The 20,557-nt window shown below is 65.2% G+C and carries 6 protein-coding genes; all 6 read right to left on the bottom strand.

Annotation, left to right across the window (positions count from 1 at the left end; translation table 11 throughout):
* Positions 1-59 precede the first annotated feature (59 nt).
* The gene (locus QEP15_RS08565) at positions 60-14,180 is read right to left on the bottom strand and encodes a retention module-containing protein (protein ID WP_280148657.1); all 14,121 of its coding nucleotides are present in this window, start codon (positions 14,178-14,180) and stop codon (positions 60-62) included.
* 84 nt (positions 14,181-14,264) lie between these two features.
* A complete protein-coding gene (locus QEP15_RS08570; protein ID WP_280148658.1) occupies positions 14,265-14,921 on the bottom strand; it encodes a response regulator transcription factor in 657 nt (218 codons plus the stop codon).
* 19 nt (positions 14,922-14,940) lie between these two features.
* The gene (locus QEP15_RS08575; RefSeq protein ID WP_056318595.1) at positions 14,941-16,362 is read right to left on the bottom strand and encodes an HlyD family type I secretion periplasmic adaptor subunit; all 1,422 of its coding nucleotides are present in this window, start codon (positions 16,360-16,362) and stop codon (positions 14,941-14,943) included.
* Between the two features lie 7 nt (positions 16,363-16,369).
* Entirely contained in the window at positions 16,370-18,535 is a 2,166-nt protein-coding gene (locus QEP15_RS08580) for a type I secretion system permease/ATPase (protein ID WP_056315798.1), read from the bottom strand.
* Positions 18,519-18,731 carry a hypothetical protein gene (locus tag QEP15_RS08585; RefSeq protein WP_056315801.1) on the bottom strand — a complete coding sequence of 71 codons (213 nt, stop codon included), beginning with the start codon at positions 18,729-18,731 and terminating at the stop codon, positions 18,519-18,521. Before QEP15_RS08585 ends, QEP15_RS08580 begins: the two co-directional genes overlap by 17 nt.
* A 25-nt stretch (positions 18,732-18,756) precedes the next feature.
* On the bottom strand, positions 18,757-20,262 hold the full coding sequence (locus QEP15_RS08590) for a TolC family outer membrane protein (RefSeq protein WP_152383946.1): 1,506 nt from the start codon (positions 20,260-20,262) through the stop codon (positions 18,757-18,759).
* Positions 20,263-20,557: the final 295 nt, after the last annotated feature.

The raw sequence follows: 20,557 nt of genomic DNA on the forward strand, positions 1-20,557 counted from the left end.
GGGATACGGGAAAGAGGCCGCGCTCCGGCCCGCGAAGGCCGGAGCGCGTGGCGCGTGGGTCAATTGTGATCGACGATCAGTTTACCCTTGTTCAGCAGGTCATTGATGACCTGCGCGCTGGTCATCGAACCGTTGTTGGTGAGATCCACATTCTCCAGAACGATCTTCTGGTCGACGTTGTGGGCGATGTCGCCATTGGTGCTCACATTGATGACCGTGTTGCTGCCATCTTTCTTGACCTCTAGGTAGTTGGTCAGCGGATTGGACTGCTCGTTTTGCAGCAGGTCGCGCAGGTCCAACACGTCGCCGTTGTTGGCAGGTGTAGCCGTCGAGAAGTCCTTGATCCGGTCGATGGCGGGTGCGGCCGCCGTGCCTTGATCGTTGAGTTCCCAGCGGAAGGTGTCGCTGCCCGCGCCGCCGACGAGGATGTCGTTGCCCTTTCCGCCGACCAGCACGTCATTACCTGTGCCGCCGTAAAGGGTGTCGTTGCCCTCGCCGCCGTGCAGGTAGTCGTTGCCGCCCTGGCCGAAGAGGGTGTCGTCGCCCTTGCCGCCGTACAGGAAGTCGTCTCCGCCGCGCGTGTCGCCAGCCTTGTCGAACTCGGCGCTGTGCTGCTGCAGGTAGTTGTAGATCTCCAGCGTGGTCGGGGCGGTGCCACCCTTCTGCGCCGTCATGAAGTCCACCAGCGCTTGCCAGCCTTGACCGTCATGCGTGCCTGCCGCGTGGCCGCTCCAGGACAGATGATCGGTGTTGATGGTGTCGCCGAAGATGATGTCGTTGCCATCGCCGCCATGGATCGTGTCGCCGGATACGGGCGCCGGGTCCGTGGTGGTCTGGCCGCCTTGCAGCGCCGCGTTCAGTTCGTTGGCGCTGTTGACGATCTGGGGCTGGCCCACCGTGCCGTTGACCGTGTACTCCGTGGAGTTGCAGCCGCTGCCTTCAGTAACCTTCGTCGAGCCCTGGCCCGTGGCGTTGGTGTTGTCAAAGAAGCGCAGGTAGTCGCTGTTGACGCCCGCGCCGATGCCGATGCCGTACATCACGACCTTGTTGCCGCCCACCAGCACGCCGGATCCATCCACCAGCGGCTTGGCCGCATCGACGGCCTGCTGCAGGGCGCCGCTGCTTTGGTTCCCGCTGGGACCATAGACGTTGGGATTGCCGTCAGTCAGGAAGAACGTCAGGTTCTGGTAGTTGTGGGCCGCGTCCTTGCCGCCGGAAACCTGCGAGTTGAACCAGCTCACGGCCTTGTTGAAGGCGTCCTGATAGTTGGTGTTGCCGTCCGCCTTCAGGGCGTCAATGGCGTCGAGCAACTGCTGGACGTTGGACTTGCTCAGGTTGTTGATCGTGACACCGTTCTGCGCCTTGTCCGAGAACGGAATGAGGCGCACGTTCACGACCCCGTCGTGGTTCGACAGCTGATTGGCCAGCGAGACAAGCGAACTCTTCAAGAGCGCGATCCGCGACACATTCGTGTTGCCGATCTTGTCGGTCATGCTGCCGGACACGTCGACGATGAGCGAGATGTTGTAGTTCTTGCCCGGCTCCACCGCCGTCACCGAACCGCCACGGTCACCCACGAGGATGTCGTTGCCGCCGCCGCCGTTGATGTCCGTGTTGCTGGTGTTGTTGCCCACCACCAGCTTGTCGGTGGACAGCGTGAAGGTGTGTTCGTCCGAGGTGTTCTGACCGCCGTTCGCGGTGCCGCCGGCATCGCGGACCGAGAAGTCGAACGTGGCATCGCCGCCCGCGGCGGACGGGGTGAACACCAGCTTGCCCGACTGGATGTCGGTGACCGAGATGACCTGGCCCGCCGTCACAGCCTGGCCGTTAAGGGTCAGCGTGCCTTCGCCGGTGCCCGGGATGCGGGTGATGACCACGCTCTGGAAGCTGTCGTTTTCCACGCCGTCATTGAACGGGAAGTCGGACACCTTGAGCGTGTAAGCCGTGTTCACGGCCGAGTGCGCTGCCGAATCACCCGAAATCGGGGCGTCGTTCGTGCCGATGATGGTGACGTTGACCGGCTTGGTCGCGGTGCCGTCCTGGGACGTGACCGTGAAGACTTCGCTAAGGGTCTGGCCAGCCTTCAGGTTCTGCACGGCAGCCAACGCGTTGTTGAGCTGGTAGGTCCAGTTGCCATTGGCGTCCACCGTGAACGTGCCGTAGTTGCCCTGCACGGCCGTGCGAGGCTGCACGAAGCTTTGGCCGGCGTCCGGATCGGTCACGGTCAGCTTGCCGGTCGCAAACGCCGGGGAGTCCTCGTATACCGAGCCCGAGCCTGCGCCACCGATCGTGGCGACGTCGTTCTTGCCCGTGACGGTAACCGTCAAGAGGGCCTGGCTGGTGCCGCCTTCACCGTCGGATACGGTGTACCAGATCGACGTTTGTGCGGTCTGGTTGGCGTTCAGGTACTGGAAGTCGTTGCCCGGGTTGAACGTGTAGGTGCCGTCGGCGTTGATGATGAACGAGCCGCCGTTCAGGCCGGCAATCGACTTGCCCACGCTGTTGGCATTGCCGCCCACCGCGGAGACCTGCAGCGGGTCGCCATCGGGATCCACGTCATTGGCAAGCACGCCATTCTTGACGTCGGTCACCTTGAGCGTGGTGTCCTCGTCCGTGGTGCCCTGGTCATGCTGTGCCTGGGGCAGCGGATTCGTGATGCTCCACTTGAACGTCTGGGTCGTCGTCAGGCCGGCGTTGTCGGTCGCGGTGACAGTGATCGTGTGCACGCCAGTGCCACCCAGCTGCGACGCCGAGTGATCGATCTTGCCGCTGATGATGCCGGTGTTCGCATCCATCGTCAGACCCTTCGGCAGGCCGGACGCGCTGAACGTCAGCTTGTCGCCGGTGGCCAGATCCACATCCTTGAAGTGGCTGGACAGGTCCAGGCTGACAACGGTTTGCGAATCGACGCCGGTCTGGTCAGCGATGACGGTCGAGGTCGGGCCCGAGTTCGTGCCCGTGACGGTCACGGTCAGCGTTGCCGTCGACAGCCCCCCTTCGCCGTCCGAGACGGTGTAGGAAATCGACGTGGTGGCGCTGGCGCCATTGGCCAGATGCTGGAACGCGGTGCCCGGGTTGAACGAGTACGAACCATCGGCATTCAGCGTGAACGTGCCGCCGTTGGTGCCGGTGATCGCCTTGCCGACGCTGGCCGCCTGGCCGTTGACGGCCGAGACGTGCAGCGCGTCGCCGTCCGGATCGGTGTCGTTGGACAGCACACCGTGCGCGGCATCAGCGGAGAGGCCCACGCCTTGCTTGGTGCTGCCCGCGTCGTCGACCGCGGTCGGGGCCGGGTTCTTCACGTCCCACGAGAAGTCTTGCGAGACCGACGCGCCGGACTTGTCGGTCGCGGTGATGGTGACGGCGTAGACGCCAGAATCGCCACCTTGCGAAGCCGACTTGTCGAGCGTGCCGGTGATGATGCCGGTCTTCGAGTCGATGCTCAGGCCCGGGGGCAGGCCGGAGGCCGAGTACGTCAGCACATCGCCGTTGTCCACGTCCGAGAACTGGCCGGAGACGTCCACCGGGGTGATGGCCTGGCCGTCGTTGCTAGCCTGGTCGTCCAGCGTCACGCCCGGGGTCAGGATCGGGGTGTCGTTGGTGCCGGTGATGGTGACCGTCAAGGTCGCGGTCGACGTGCCGCCTTCGCCGTCGGTGACGGTGTAGGTGATCGAGCTGGTCGCGGTCTGGTTGGCGCCGAGGTTGTTGAACGTCGAGCCGGGGTTAAACGAGTACGAACCGTCAGCGTTCAGGGTGAAGGTGCCGCCGTTGGAGCCGGTGATCGCCGCGCCGACGTTGGTCGTCTGGCCGTTGACGGCCGAGACGTGCAGCGTATCGCCGTCAGGATCGGTGTCGTTGGACAGGACGCCGTTCTGCGCGTTGACGTTCAGGCTCACGCTCTGTTCAGTCGTGCCAGTGTCAGCGACCGCCGTCGGAGCCGGGTTCTTGACGTCCCACGAGAAGTCTTGCGAGACCGACGCGCCGGACTTGTCGGTCGCGGTGATGGTGACGGCGTAGACGCCAGAATCACCACCTTGCGAAGCGGACTTGTCGATCGTGCCGGTGATGATGCCGGTCTTGGGATCGATGCTCAGGCCGGGCGGCAGGCCGCTGGCCGAGTAGGTCAGCACATCGCCGTTGTCCACATCGGAGAACTGGCCGGAGACATCGACCGGCGTGATGGCCTGGCCGTCGTTGTTGGCCTGGTCGACCAGCGTGACGCCCGGGGTCAGGATCGGGGTGTCGTTGGTGCCGGTGATCGTGACCGTCAGGGTCGCGGTCGAGGTGCCGCCTTCGCCGTCGGAGACGGTGTAGGTGATGGACGACGTAGCGGTCTGGTTGGCGCCGAAGTTGTTGAACGTCGAGCCGGGGTTGAACGAGTACGAACCGTCAGCGTTCAGGGTGAAGGTGCCGCCGTTCGAACCCGCGATCGCGGTACCCACGCTGGCGGCTTGGCCGTTGACGGCCGAGACGTGCAGGGTGTCGCCGTCCGGATCGGTGTCGTTGGACAGGACGCCGTGCGCGGCATCGGCAGTGAGGTTGACGCCTTGGTTGGTGCTACCCGAGTCGTTGACCGCCGTCGGGGCCGGGTTCTTCACATCCCACGAGAAGTCTTGCGAGACCGACGCGCCGGACTTGTCGGTCGCGGTGATGGTGACGGCGTAGACGCCAGAATCACCACCTTGCGAAGCGGACTTGTCGATCGTGCCGGTGATGATGCCGGTCTTGGGATCGATGCTCAGGCCGGGCGGCAGGCCGCTGGCCGAGTAGGTCAGCACATCGCCGTTGTCCACATCGGAGAACTGGCCGGAGACATCGACCGGCGTGATGGCCTGGCCGTCGTTGTTGGCCTGGTCGTCCAGCGTGACGCCCGGGGTCAGGATCGGGGTGTCGTTGGTGCCGGTGATCGTGACCGTCAGGGTCGCGGTCGAGGTGCCGCCTTCGCCGTCGGAGACGGTGTAGGTGATGGACGACGTAGCGGTCTGGTTGGCGCCGAGGTTGTTGAACGTCGAGCCGGGGTTGAACGAGTACGAACCGTCAGCGTTCAGCGTGAAGGTGCCGCCGTTGGTGCCCGCGATCGCGGTGCCGACGTTGGTCGCCTGGCCGTTGACGGCCGAGACGTGCAGCGTGTCGCCGTCGGGATCGGTGTCGTTGGACAGCACGCCGTTCTGCGCGTTGACGTTCAGGGTCACGGTTTGTTCAGTCGTGCCAGTGTCAGCGACCGCCGTCGGAGCCGGGTTCTTCACATCCCACGAGAAGTCTTGCGACACCGAGGCGCCGCTCTTGTCGGTGGCCGTGATGGTGACAGCGTAGACGCCAGAATCGCCACCTTGCGAAGCGGACTTGTCGATCGTGCCGGTGATGACGCCGGTATTGGGATCAATGGTCAGGCCGGGCGGCAGGCCGCTGGCCGAGTAGGTCAGCACGTCGCCGTTATCCACGTCGGAGAACTGGCCGGAGATGTCGACCGGGGAGATGGCTTGGCCGTCGTTGGCGGACTGGTCATCCAGCGTCACGCCCGGGGTCAGGATCGGGGTGTCGTTGGTGCCGGTGATGGTGACCGTCAAGGTCGCGGTCGAGGTGCCGCCTTCGCCGTCGGAGACGGTGTAGGTGATGGACGACGTCGCCGTCTGGTTGGCGCCCAGGTTGTTGAAGGTCGAGCCGGGGTTGAACGAGTACGAACCGTCAGCGTTCAGCGTGAAGGTGCCGCCGTTGGAGCCAGTGATCGCGGCGCCCACGTTGGTCGCCTGGCCGTTGACGGCCGAGACGTGCAGCGTGTCGCCGTCGGGATCGGTGTCGTTGGACAGCACGCCGTTCTGCGCGTTGACGTTCAGGGTCACGGTTTGTTCAGTCGTGCCAGTGTCAGCGACCGCCGTCGGAGCCGGGTTCTTCACATCCCACGAGAAGTCTTGCGACACCGAGGCGCCGCTCTTGTCGGTGGCCGTGATGGTGACGGCGTAGACGCCAGAATCGCCGCCTTGCGAAGCCGACTTGTCCAGCGTGCCGGTGATGATGCCGGTCTTGGGATCGATGCTCAGGCCGGGCGGCAGGCCGCTGGCCGAGTACGTCAGCACATCGCCGTTGTCCACGTCCGAGAACTGGCCGGAGACGTCCACCGGGGTGATGGCTTGGCCGTCGTTGGCCGACTGGTCATCCAGCGTCACGCCCGGGGTCAGGATCGGGGTGTCGTTGGTGCCGGTGATGGTGACCGTGAGCGTGGCCGTGCTGGTGCCGCCTTCGCCGTCGGAGACGGTGTAGGTGATGGACGACGTAGCGGTCTGGTTGGCGCCGAGGTTGTTGAACGTCGAGCCGGGGTTGAACGAGTACGAACCGTCAGCGTTCAGGGTGAAGGTGCCACCGTTGGAGCCAGTGATCGCGGCGCCCACGTTGGTCGCCTGGCCGTTGACGGCCGAGACGTGCAGCGTATCGCCGTCAGGATCGGTGTCGTTGGACAGGACGCCGTTCTGCGCGTTGACGTTCAGGCTCACGCCCTGGTTGGTCGCGCCGTCGTCTGCAACTGCCGTCGGGGCCGGGTTCCTCACATCCCACGAGAAGTCTTGCGAGACCGAGGCGCCGGACTTGTCCGTCGCGGTGATGGTGACGGCGTAGACGCCAGAATCGCCACCTTGCGAAGCGGACTTGTCGAGCGTGCCGGTGATGATGCCGGTCTTGGAATCGATGCTCAGGCCGGGCGGCAGGCCGCTGGCCGAGTACGTCAGCACGTCGCCGTTGTCCACGTCGGAGAACTGGCCGGAGATGTCGACCGGGGAGATGGCTTGGCCGTCGTTGGCGGACTGGTCATCCAGCGTCACGCCCGGGGTCAGGATCGGGGTGTCGTTGGTGCCGGTGATGGTGACCGTGAGCGTGGCCGTGCTGGTGCCGCCTTCGCCGTCGGAGACGGTGTAGGTGATCGACGACGTCGCCGTCTGGTTGGCGCCCAGGTTGTTGAAGGTCGAGCCGGGGTTGAACGAGTACGAACCGTCAGCGTTCAGGGTGAAGGTGCCACCGTTGGAGCCAGTGATCGCGGCGCCCACGTTGGTCGTCTGGCCGTTGACGGCCGAGACGTGCAGCGCGTCGCCGTCCGGATCGGTGTCGTTGGACAGCACGCCGTGCGAAGCATCGGCAGTGAGGCTGACGCCTTGGTTGGTGCTACCCGAGTCGTTGACCGCCGTCGGGGCCGGGTTCCTCACATCCCACGAGAAGTCTTGCGAGACCGACGCGCCGGACTTGTCGGTCGCGGTGATGGTGACGGCGTAGACGCCAGAATCACCACCTTGCGAAGCGGACTTGTCGATCGTGCCGGTGATGATGCCGGTCTTGGGATCGATGCTCAGGCCGGGCGGCAGGCCGCTGGCCGAGTAGGTCAGCACATCGCCGTTGTCCACATCGGAGAACTGGCCGGAGACATCGACCGGCGTGATGGCCTGGCCGTCGTTGTTGGCCTGGTCGTCCAGCGTGACGCCCGGGGTCAGGATCGGGGTGTCGTTGGTGCCGGTGATCGTGACCGTCAGGGTCGCGGTCGAGGTGCCGCCTTCGCCGTCGGAGACGGTGTAGGTGATGGACGACGTAGCGGTCTGGTTGGCGCCGAGGTTGTTGAACGTCGAGCCGGGGTTGAACGAGTACGAACCGTCAGCGTTCAGCGTGAAGGTGCCGCCGTTGGTGCCCGCGATCGCGGTGCCGACGTTGGTCGCCTGGCCGTTGACGGCCGAGACGTGCAGCGTGTCGCCGTCAGGATCGGTGTCGTTGGACAGGACGCCGTGCGCAGCATCGGCAGTGAGGCTGACGCCTTGGTTGGTGCTACCCGAGTCGTTGACCGCCGTCGGGGCCGGGTTCTTCACATCCCACGAGAAGTCTTGCGAGACCGACGCGCCGGACTTGTCGGTCGCGGTGATGGTGACGGCGTAGACGCCAGAATCACCACCTTGCGAAGCGGACTTGTCGATCGTGCCGGTGATGATGCCGGTCTTGGGATCGATGCTCAGGCCGGGCGGCAGGCCGCTGGCCGAGTAGGTCAGCACGTCGCCGTTATCCACGTCGGAGAACTGGCCGGAGATGTCGACCGGGGTGATGGCTTGACCGTCGTTGGCCGACTGGTCATCCAGCGTCACGCCCGGGGTCAGGATCGGGGTGTCGTTGGTGCCGGTGATGGTGACCGTCAAGGTCGCGGTCGAGGTGCCGCCTTCGCCGTCGGAGACGGTGTAGGTGATGGACGACGTAGCGGTCTGGTTGGCGCCGAGGTTGTTGAACGTCGAGCCGGGATTGAACGAGTAAGAACCGTCAGCGTTCAGGGTGAAGATGCCACCGTTGGAGCCAGTGATCGCGGCGCCCACGTTGGTCGCCTGGCCGTTGACGGCCGAGACGTGCAGCGTATCGCCGTCCGGATCGGTGTCGTTGGACAGGACGCCGTTCTGCGCGTTGACGTTCAGGCTCACGCCCTGGTTGGTCGCGCCGTCGTCTGCAACTGCCGTCGGGGCCGGGTTCTTCACATCCCACGAGAAGTCTTGCGAGACCGAGGCGCCGGACTTGTCCGTCGCGGTGATGGTGACGGCGTAGACGCCAGAATCGCCACCTTGCGAAGCGGACTTGTCGAGCGTGCCGGTGATGATGCCGGTCTTGGAATCGATGCTCAGGCCGGGCGGCAGGCCGCTGGCCGAGTACGTCAGCACGTCGCCGTTGTCCACGTCGGAGAACTGGCCGGAGATGTCGACCGGGGAGATGGCTTGGCCGTCGTTGGCGGACTGGTCATCCAGCGTCACGCCCGGGGTCAGGATCGGGGTGTCGTTGGTGCCGGTGATGGTGACCGTGAGCGTGGCCGTGCTGGTGCCGCCTTCGCCGTCGGAGACGGTGTAGGTGATCGACGACGTCGCCGTCTGGTTGGCGCCCAGGTTGTTGAAGGTCGAGCCGGGGTTGAACGAGTACGAACCGTCAGCGTTCAGGGTGAAGGTGCCACCGTTGGAGCCAGTGATCGCGGCGCCCACGTTGGTCGTCTGGCCGTTGACGGCCGAGACGTGCAGCGCGTCGCCGTCCGGATCGGTGTCGTTGGACAGCACGCCGTGCGAAGCATCGGCAGTGAGGCTGACGCCTTGGTTGGTGCTACCCGAGTCGTTGACCGCCGTCGGGGCCGGGTTCCTCACATCCCACGAGAAGTCTTGCGAGACCGACGCGCCGGACTTGTCGGTCGCGGTGATGGTGACGGCGTAGACGCCAGAATCACCACCTTGCGAAGCGGACTTGTCGATCGTGCCGGTGATGATGCCGGTCTTGGGATCGATGCTCAGGCCGGGCGGCAGGCCGCTGGCCGAGTAGGTCAGCACATCGCCGTTGTCCACATCGGAGAACTGGCCGGAGACATCGACCGGCGTGATGGCCTGGCCGTCGTTGTTGGCCTGGTCGTCCAGCGTGACGCCCGGGGTCAGGATCGGGGTGTCGTTGGTGCCGGTGATCGTGACCGTCAGGGTCGCGGTCGAGGTGCCGCCTTCGCCGTCGGAGACGGTGTAGGTGATGGACGACGTAGCGGTCTGGTTGGCGCCGAGGTTGTTGAACGTCGAGCCGGGGTTGAACGAGTACGAACCGTCAGCGTTCAGCGTGAAGGTGCCGCCGTTGGTGCCCGCGATCGCGGTGCCGACGTTGGTCGCCTGGCCGTTGACGGCCGAGACGTGCAGCGTGTCGCCGTCAGGATCGGTGTCGTTGGACAGGACGCCGTGCGCAGCATCGGCAGTGAGGCTGACGCCTTGGTTGGTGCTACCCGAGTCGTTGACCGCCGTCGGGGCCGGGTTCTTCACATCCCACGAGAAGTCTTGCGAGACCGACGCGCCGGACTTGTCGGTCGCGGTGATGGTGACGGCGTAGACGCCAGAATCACCACCTTGCGAAGCGGACTTGTCGATCGTGCCGGTGATGATGCCGGTCTTGGGATCGATGCTCAGGCCGGGCGGCAGGCCGCTGGCCGAGTAGGTCAGCACGTCGCCGTTATCCACGTCGGAGAACTGGCCGGAGATGTCGACCGGGGTGATGGCTTGACCGTCGTTGGCCGACTGGTCATCCAGCGTCACGCCCGGGGTCAGGATCGGGGTGTCGTTGGTGCCGGTGATGGTGACCGTCAAGGTCGCGGTCGAGGTGCCGCCTTCGCCGTCGGAGACGGTGTAGGTGATGGACGACGTAGCGGTCTGGTTGGCGCCGAGGTTGTTGAACGTCGAGCCGGGATTGAACGAGTAAGAACCGTCAGCGTTCAGGGTGAAGATGCCACCGTTGGAGCCAGTGATCGCGGCGCCCACGTTGGTCGCCTGGCCGTTGACGGCCGAGACGTGCAGCGTATCGCCGTCCGGATCGGTGTCGTTGGACAGGACGCCGTTCTGCGCGTTGACGTTCAGGCTCACGCCCTGGTTGGTCGCGCCGTCGTCTGCAACTGCCGTCGGGGCCGGGTTCTTCACATCCCACGAGAAGTCTTGCGAGACCGAGGCGCCGGACTTGTCCGTCGCGGTGATGGTGACGGCGTAGACGCCAGAATCGCCACCTTGCGAAGCGGACTTGTCGAGCGTGCCGGTGATGATGCCGGTCTTGGAATCGATGCTCAGGCCGGGCGGCAGGCCGCTGGCCGAGTACGTCAGCACGTCGCCGTTGTCCACGTCGGAGAACTGGCCGGAGATGTCGACCGGGGAGATGGCTTGGCCGTCGTTGGCGGACTGGTCATCCAGCGTCACGCCCGGGGTCAGGATCGGGGTGTCGTTGGTGCCGGTGATGGTGACCGTGAGCGTGGCCGTGCTGGTGCCGCCTTCGCCGTCGGAGACGGTGTAGGTGATCGACGACGTCGCCGTCTGGTTGGCGCCCAGGTTGTTGAAGGTCGAGCCGGGGTTGAACGAGTACGAACCGTCAGCGTTCAGCGTGAAGGTGCCACCGTTGGAGCCAGTGATCGCGGCGCCCACGTTGGTCGCCTGGCCGTTGACGGCCGAGACGTGCAGCGCGTCGCCGTCGGGATCGGTGTCGTTGGACAGCACGCCGTGCGCGGCATCGGCAGTGAGGCTGACGCCTTGGTTGGTGCTACCCGAGTCGTTGACCGCCGTCGGGGCCGGGTTCCTCACATCCCACGAGAAGTCTTGCGAGACCGACGCGCCGGACTTGTCGGTCGCGGTGATGGTGACGGCGTAGACGCCAGAATCACCACCTTGCGAAGCGGACTTGTCGATCGTGCCGGTGATGATGCCGGTCTTGGGATCGATGCTCAGGCCGGGCGGCAGGCCGCTGGCCGAGTAGGTCAGCACATCGCCGTTGTCCACATCGGAGAACTGGCCGGAGATGTCGACCGGTGTGATGGCTTGGCCGTCGTTGGCGGACTGGTCATCCAGCGTCACGCCCGGGGTCAGGATCGGGGTGTCGTTGGTGCCGGTGATGGTGATCGTCAGCGTCGCCGTGCTGGTGGCGCCCTGGAAATCGGAAACCGTGTAGGTGATCGAGGTGGTGGCCGTCTGGTTTGCGCCCAGATTCTGGAACGCCGTGCCCGGGTTGAACGTGTACGTGCCGTCGGCATTCAGCGTGAACGTGCCGCCATTGGAACCCGCTACGGCCGTGCCCACGCCCGCGGCATTGCCGTTGACGTGAGAAACGTGCAGGGGATCGCCGTCCGGATCGGTGTCGTTGCCCAGCACGCCTTCGGTACGATGGTCGACCACCAGCACATTGTCTTCGGTGGTGGCGTTGTTGTCGTCAGCGGCGATCGGCTCGGGGTTGCCCACCTTCCAGATGAAGCTCTGGGTTACGGTGGCGCCAGACTTGTCGGTGGCCGTCACGTTGATGAGGTATTCGCCCTTCACGCCCGTATTGGTGTGATCGGAGACCCAGTTGGTGAACGTGCCGGAGAACGTACCGGTTGCGCCGTCGAAGGTCAGGCCGCCAGGCAGGTAGTCGACCGTGTACGACAGCGCGTCGCCGTTGTCTACGTCGCTGAAGAAGCCGGCGATGTTGTAGTTGACGGCGTCGCCGTCCATGCTGCTCTGGTTGTCCAGGGGCACAGCAGTGGGCGCGTCGTTCGTGCCGAAGATGGCTACCGTCAGCGTGGCAGTGCTGGTACCGCCTTCGCCGTCCGAGACCGTATAAGTGATCGAGCTGGTGGCGCGTTCGCCCTCCGCCAGCTTTTGGAAGTCGGCGCCAGGGTTGAAGGTGTAGGAACCGTCGGCGTTCAGCGTGAAGGTGCCGCCGCCCAGGCCGGCGACAGCCGTGCCGACGTTGGCCGCTTGGCCGTTGACCAGCGAGACGTGCAGCGCGTCGCCGTCGGGATCCACGTCGTTGGCCAGCACGCCGTTATCGGCGGTGACGTTCAGCGTCGTGTCTTCGTTGGTTTCGCCCTGGTCGTTGTCGGCGGTGGGGGCAGGATTCTTGACGTCCCACGAGAAGTCCTGCGATACCGAAGCGCCGCTCTTATCGGTGGCCGTTACGGTAACCGTGTAGACGCCCTGGTCGCCACCCTGCGAGGCGGACTTGTCCAGCGAGCCGGAGATGATGCCGGTGGCGGGATCGATCGTCAGGCCGGGTGGTAGGCCGGTGGCCGAGTAGGTCAGGGAATCACCGCTGTCGACGTCGCGGAACTGACCGGAAACGTCGATCGGGGTGATCGGATCGCTGTCGTTGCCGGACTGGTTGGCCAGCGTGACTTCCGGCGTCAGCGTCGGGGCGTCGTTCGTGCCCGTGAGGGTGACCGTCAGGGTTGCCGTCGACGTGCCGCCTTGGCCGTCCGACACGGTGTAGCTGATCGAGCTGGTCGCGGTCTGGCCGGCGGCCAGGCTTTGGAACGTCGAACCTGGGTTGAAGCTGTACGAACCGTCGGCGTTCAGCGTGAAGGTGCCGCCATTGGAGCCCGTGACTGCCGTGCCCACATTGGCTGCATTGCCGTTGACTTGCGAAACGGTCAGCGTGTCGCCGTCCGGATCCGTGTCGTTAGCGAGCACACCGTTCTGGGCGGTGACGCTGAGCGACGTGTCTTCGTCGGTCGTGCCGCTATCGTTGACCGCGGTCGGGGCAGGGTTGGTGACGTCCCACTTGAATTCCTGCGAGGTCGAGGCGCCGGACGGGTCCGTCGCGGTCACGACCACGGAGTACACGCCGCTGGCGCCGCCTTGCGAAGCGGAATGGTCGATCGTGCCGGTGATGATGCCGGTGTTCGGATCGATGGTCAGGCCGGGCGGAAGGCCTGTGGCCGAGTAAGTCAGCTTGTCGCTGGTGTCCGGGTCCGAGAAGCGGTCCGACACGTCATAGCGCACGTCGGTCTGGGCGTCGACGCCGGCCTGATTGGTCAGGGCGGAGGAGACCGGGCCGTCGTTGGTGCCGGTCACGGTTACGACGACGGTTGCGGTGGAGGTCGCGCCGCTCGGGTCGGTGATGGTGTAAGAAATGGTACTGGTGGCGGTCTCACCCACGGCCAGGTAGTCGTATTGGCCACCCGGAGTGAAGACGTAGCTGCCGTCGGGCTGCACGACGAAGGTGCCGCCCGTGGAGCCCAGTACCGAAATGCCACCCGGCACCATGGGACGGCCGTTGATCGAGGTGATCGCCAGCGGATCACCGTCGGGATCGGAGTCGTTGGCGAGCAGGTTGCCGCGCACTTGCGAGTTCTGATCGCCGGCGGCGGCGTCATTCAACGCGTTGGGCGCATTGTTGGCGGGCGTGGTGGGCGTGGCTGCAGTGCCGTCGCCGTCATCGGCGGTCAGCGCCGCGCCGGAAACCCGCGGCAGCGTGTCGTCGCCGCGCGCCGGATTCGGGTAGGCAAGATCCAGCGGGCTGGTGGTTTCGAGGATGCGGGCCAGGCGGACGAAGCTGCTGCCGCCGGCTTCACCGCCGCCAGCCACGACGGCGGCGGTCGGATCGAGTTCGTCGAACGGGTCGCGGCCGGCTTGCAGGGCGGCCAGCAGGCGGTCCGAATCGGTGCCAGAAGGCGGCGCAACCGCGGCTTCGGTCGGATCGGCCAGCGGGCCGGTCATGTCGCCGTTGACCGCGACTTCGCGGCCTTCGCCGATCACGATCGGCATGCCGTTTTCAACCTGAAGCGAAACCGTGGCGCCCGAGGCAGTGACGATGTCGCTGCCGGCGGGGACTTTGCTGCCTTGATGCAGTTCGGTCAAGGAACCGTCGCTATTGCGTATCCACGCGCGACCGGAGATTTCGTTGACGACTGCGGGAGAGGAGTTGGCCATGTTGGTTCCGTTTCAGGGAGTTATCCAAGATGGCCAGATACTACGGGTCGCCGCTGGCGGCGGGTATTGTCCTTGAGGACAGGTTTACGCGGTGATTTTGCTGCGCGCGTCGGCGGGTGCGGAAATGCCGTGGACCAGCAGGGCGAGCTGGAGGCGATCGGTAACGCCCAGCTTGTCGAAAACGGCCGACAGGTGCGCCTTGACCGTGCGTTCGGTGATGCCCAGCGCTTCGGCGATCTGGGCGTTGGACTGGCCGCTGGCGGCGTAGCGCGCGGCGGTGATTTCGCGCTCGGTGAGACGGCCGCCGTCCCACGCGTGCGCGTCCTGCGCACGCTCGGTGACGAGCTTGAGCAGGCGCGACACCAGCGAGCGCCCCATCCAGATGCCGCCGGAGGCGACGACTTCGAGGGCCTGGGCCATCGCGGCGGGCGGCGCATAGCTGTGGCAGTAACCGTGCGCGCCGGCGCCCAGCGCCTGCGTGCCTTGTTCATCGTTGGGGCTGGCGCTGGCGACCACGACGTGCAGGCCGGCCAGCGACGGGGTCCAGAATGGATCGTGCCAGGCGGGCAGCTTGGGCACGTCGGCGTCCAGCACCGCCAGCGTGCGGCCTTGTTCTCGCCAGCGTTGCAGATCCGCCAGGCCTCGCCCGCGGGCAGCCATCCAGCGCGCCGGGTCAAGCGCGCGCCAGTGCTGCCAAAGCAGGTCGTCGTGCGTAATCAACAGGACGGGAATGGGTTTCATAAGGCCTTGAAGCTCTCCATTAACGTTCGGTGAAGGCGTTGGCCTTCGCCCGCAGAATGGGCTTGAGCAGGTACTGGAGCACCGTGCGCTTGCCTGTCAGGATATGAACCTCTGCCACCATCCCGGGGATGATGGGCAACAGCTTGTCGCCTACCGTGCTGCGGTCCGTGCGCACGCGCACGACGTAGTAGGAGTTGCCTTTCTCGTCGGTCACGGTGTCCGCGCCGATCTGTTCCACGCGGCCTTCCAGGCCCCCGTAGATCGCGAAGTCGTAGGCCGTGAACTTGACCTCGGCCTTCTGGTCCGCGTGCAGGAAACCGATGTCGCGCGGCTGGATGCGCACTTCGAGCAGCAGCGTGTCGTCCTTGGGGACGATTTCGATGATGTCCTTGCCCGGCTGCACCACGCCGCCGACCGTGTTGTTGAACAGGGTCTTGACGGTGCCGCGCACCGGGGCGCGCACTTCGGCCAGCTTGACCCGGTCGACCAGCGCCGCCTTGCCTTCGCGCAGGGTCGCCAGCTTGGTGTTGGTTTCCGAGAGCTCGCTGCGGGCCTGGTTGCGGATGTTCAGCTCGGCTTCCTGGATCTTGCTTTCGGCTTCCTTGATGGACGCCTGGAAGCGGTCGATCTGCGCCTCGGCGCCTTTCTGCTCGCCGCAATAGCGGGCGACGTCGCGCTGCAGGCGCAGCAGATCGACCTCGGACACGGCGCCGCTCTTGAGGAGCGGCCGGGTCACCTGCAGCTCGCGCGAGGTCAGGCCGCAGCTGGCCGAGGCCTGGTCGCGCTTGGCGATGGTTTCGCGCAGGTCTTCCTGGCGCTGCTTGAGTTGTTCCCGGGCCACGTTGACCGTGGCGTTCAGCTCGGTGTTGCGCGCCTGCCAGGCGTTGCGTTCCATTTCGCCCAGGCCGGGCGCCTGTTTCAGCACTTCCTCGGGCGTGACGAAGGGTTCGCCCGTGGCCAGCGCCTTCAGACGGGCCGCCTTGGCCAGCAACGACAGGTACTCGGCGTTGTTCTCGCCCAGCGACGAGTTGAAACGGGTGGAGTCGATCTTGAGCAGGACCTCGCCGGCCTCGACTTCCTGGCCGGGGCGCACCAGGATCTCTTCGACGATGCCGCCGTCCAGGCTCTGGATGATCTGCACCTGGCGGGACGGGACGACCTTGCCTTCGCCGCGGACCACCTCATCGATGCTGCCAAAGCCTGCCCAGACCAGCAGGCCCATCGTGGCCAGCAGCGACGTCCACAGCAGGATGCGCGAGCCGCGGGCCTGCGACTCGTGGATGACCCATTCGGCATTGCCGATGTAGTCGGACCGCTGGGCGGGCTTGCCTTTCTCGGCGCCGTCCAGCAGGCGGTCGAAGAAGAACACGAAGACGTTGCGCGGCGCGCGCAGCAGGTTGCCAAAGAAACCGTGCTTGGGGGCTCCAGGATTGTTCAGCATGGTCTTCTCAGCTTCCGCGTCCAACGCGTCCTTGACGCAGGGCTTCGACAACCTGTTCCTTCGGACCGTCGGCCACGATATGGCCGTTGTCGATCACGATGAGCCGATCGACCAGCTCCAGGAGCGCGGTGCGGTGCGTCACCAGCAGGACCGTCTTGGTTGCGCTGGCTTCGCCCAGGCGCTTGCGCAGCTGGGCCTCGCTCTGGTGGTCCATGTTGCTGCTGGGTTCGTCCAGCAGCAGGATGGGGGGATCGTTGATCAGCGCGCGCGCCACGGCCACCGATTGGCGCTGGCCGCCGGAAAGCGATTCGCCGCGCTCGCCGATGATCATGTCAAAACCGTTGGGATGCAGGTTGGCGAATTCGGTCACGCCGGCCGTGTTGGCGGCCGCCAGGATGCTGGCGTCGTCGGCGTAGGGCGCGCCCATCGCCAGGTTGTGCTTCAGGCTGCCGTAAAAGAGCAGGGGATCCTGCGGGACGTGGCCGATGGCACGCCGCACGTCGGCCGGGTCGATCTGGCGGACATCCACGCCATCGAGCAGCACGGCGCCTTCGGTGGGCTGGTACAGGGCCAGCGCCAGTTTCTCCAGCGTCGTCTTGCCCGAGCCGATGCGGCCGATGATGCCGACCTTCTCGCCGGGCTTGAGCTTGAACGACACCTTCTTGAGCACCGGCTGCGTGCTGCCGGGATACGTGAAGGTCACGTCGCGGAATTCCAGGCCGCCGTGGAACACGGGGCGATGCAGGAACTCGGCCTCGGCCGGACGCTCGATCGCCATCTTCATGTAGTTGTCGATGGAGCCCAGCGAGGTGCGGGCATTCTGGTATTGCATCAGCAGGCCGGCGACCTGGCCCAGCGGCGCCAGGCAGCGGCCGGCGATCATGGACGCGGCAATGATGCCGCCCATCGACAGCGCGGATTCCTGCGCCAGGTACACGCCGATGATCACGACGGCGATCGAGACGAGCTGCTGGACGGCCTGCACGAAGCCGACCGTCGACGAGGAAATCAGCTTGAGCTTGCCGCCCGTCTGGGCGATGAACTCCGTGGCGCGTTCCCAGTTGCGCTGGATCGAGCCCTGGGCATTCAGCGTCTTGACGGCTTCCAGGCCGGTCAGCGCTTCGACAAGCGTGGCGTTGCGCTGCGACGAGGCCTGGAACGAGGCCATCGTCAGCGCTTCCATGCGCGCCTGCGCCGCCAGCGACACCAGCAGGATCAGCACGATCGCGACCAGCGGCGGCAGGATCATCCACGGCGAAATCCAGGCCAGGGCGCCCAGGAACAGCAGGATGAAGGGCAGGTCGACCAGCGTGGTGATGGTGGCCGAGGCGATGAAGTCGCGGATGGATTCGAACGAGCGCAGGTTGGCCGCGAACGAACCGACGGACACCGGGCGGCCTTCCAGGCGCAGGTCCAGCACGCGCTCCATGATCTGCGAGGACAGGCGCACGTCGACCCGCTTGCTGGCGCTGTCCACGACATGCGAGCGCGCGGTGCTCAGGATCATGTTGAAGATCACCACCAGCGTGATGCCGATGGCCAGCACCCATAGCGTTTCGACGGCGTTGTTCGGCACCACGCGGTCGTACACGTTCATGGTGAACAGCGGCATCGCCATCGCGAACACGTTGATCAGCAGCGCCGCGACCAGGGCGTCGCGGTACAGCCGGCGGTTCTCCATGATGGCGGCCCAGAACCAGTGGCGCTCGCGCACCTTGGCCACTTCCGGGGACCGGGCGTCAAACCGGAATTGCGGACGGACAAAGCAGACCAGCCCGCTGTACTGCTCGGCCAGTTCGGCCGGATCCATGTCGATGGAGCTGCCGCCCAGTTCGGGGTGGCTGACCACGAACTTGCCGCCGTCCTTTTTCAGCAGCAGGCAGGCGCGTTCGCCCTTGAGCAGCAGGATGGCGGGCAGCAGGTCCGGCGAGATGTGATCCAGCGAGCGCTTGACCACGCGCGCGGAAAGCTGCGCCCGCGCGGCCGCCCGAGGCAGCAGGGCGGGCGTGAGGCGGTGTTCTTCCAGGGGCAGGCCCGCCGACAGGGCTTGCGCGGTAGCCGCGACGCCGTGCAGGCGGGTGATTTCCACCAGGCAGTCGAGCAGCGGGTCGTCGTGCGCGGAGCGGGCGTCCGCGCGCCATTCCCGGGCAGCCAGATCAGATAACTTGTCCATCTTCGTCATCCAACAGGTCAAGGTGTTCCGAGAGGCGCGCACGCTGCTGCTTGCGCTGGGTGAGCTTTTGCTGGGCCTGGATAGGCAGGTCCGTCATACGCAAGGTGCCGTTGGCGATCAACGCGTCGATCAAGTCTTCCAGGACGCGGACAAAGTCCGCGTCCAACTGCGAGAAATCACTGCCCTTGTTGGCCATTGGGCCTCCTTGCGGCCTGCTCCGATCAGGGTCGGGCGGCAGGCGAGTTCACCGGCACCAGCGTCGGGGGAAGGGTGCCTTCGTTGTAGTGCACGCGAACGGGAGCCAGGCGGGCGGTGTCCGGAACGGTCGAATTGCACAGCTTGATCACTTCGTCCGACACTTCCAGCTTGCCGTTTTCCTCGGGCATTTCGTTGCGCGCGGGTTGCAGCGCCAGCGCCGGCAGCAGGGTGTGGGACAGCGCCAGCCAGCGATACTGCGCAAGACGCAGATCATAAATGGCATTGGTCAGCGCACGGCGCGATTCGAACAGTTCATTTTCCGTGTCCAGCAGGTCCAGCAGAGAGCGCTGGCCAATCTGGAACTGTTGCGCGTACGCATCACGCACCTTGGTCGTGGCCACTTCGTGGTCACGCAGGAAGGGCAACTTCTGGCTCAGGCTGGTGATGTTGTTCCAGGCCACGGCCAGGTCCTGCTGCACGTTGCGGCAAGTGTAATCGCGGATGTCGCGGGCGGCATACGACTGGTTGGCGGTCTGGCGCACGCGGGCGGAGTCGGCGCCGCCCCGGTACAGGTTGTAGCTCATCACGACCTGGACGCTGGAGCTTTGGATGTCGCGGCTTTGCGGGGTCGGATCATTCTGGTCGCGGCCGGTGTTTGCCACGAACTCGAACTTGGGCGAGAACGCGCCCTTGGACGACTGCACGCCCGCCTGCGCGGCCTGCAGGCTGGCCTGCTTGGACAGGAAGCTGGGATTGCGGCGCAGGGAGTCATTGAAGTTGCCCGGGGCCTTGGGCAGCTTGTCGGCGATATCCGGAGCCGGCAGCATCGATTCGGGCGGCAGGGCGCCGGTCACGCGCTGAAAGCGCTGCTGCACGTCCAGCAGGTTGGCCGTTTCGGTCATCAGGTTGGTCTGGGCCAGCGACAGGCGGCCACCGGCCTGCTCCAGGTCGACGCGACGGCCCACGCCGGATTCCGTGCGCTCGCCGATCTGCTTGAGCGTGTTTTCGTGCAGCGAATAGTTCTGGCGGGCCAAAAGCTCCATGTCGCGGTAGCGCTGCAGGTCGATGTAGGCCTGCACGGCGGTGAACGCGGTGTTGTCGCTGGTGGCCAGCACGTCATAGAAGCGGGCCAGCTTGTCGAAACCGGCCTGCTTGACGTCGTTGGTGGTGCGAAAGCCGTCAAAAATCAGCTGACGCAGCTCGACGCTCCAGCCGGGGCGGTTCCAGCTCTGCGAGCCGACGCCGGGCACGTTGTTGCGCCATTCGCGGCCCAGATAACCTTGCGCATTGATCTGCGGAAAGTAGGCGGCGCGGGCGACGGCCTGGCCTTCCAGGGACGCCTGGAAGTCGTGGTACTTGGCCTGGATTTCGGGATTGCTGAGCAGGGTCTGCTCAACGATCTGATTCAACGTCACTTGCGGCTGCCCGGCCGGTGCGGTGGCAGCGGGCGTCGCGGACTGTGCAAAAACGGCAGGGGCAAATGCAAGGGCAAGGACCGAGGTCGTGCTTTTGAGCAAAAACGAAGCCATAGTGATTATTCGCGAGTCAAGTTGAGATTGAATGGCCGCCATGTTGTATGTAAATGTCAGCTTTGGCGAGTCAAGATTTGTTAATTCTTGAGGTTTGTTGCCGGCGGTCCATTAGGTGAATTTCGCGCAACATCTAACTACTTCTTCGAATTTGCACGAACATCGCTCAATCTAAAATCGTTTACTTCTATTAATACGGTTTATTACGCATTATTTCGAAGTGAACGCTTCCAGGGCGTGGGACGATTATATCTATTTGAGAGTTCTGTATCTATTTTGTTTACCAATTTGTATC

It is taken from the genome of Achromobacter mucicolens, assembly GCF_029866465.1.
GTDB lineage: Bacteria > Pseudomonadota > Gammaproteobacteria > Burkholderiales > Burkholderiaceae_B > Achromobacter > Achromobacter mucicolens.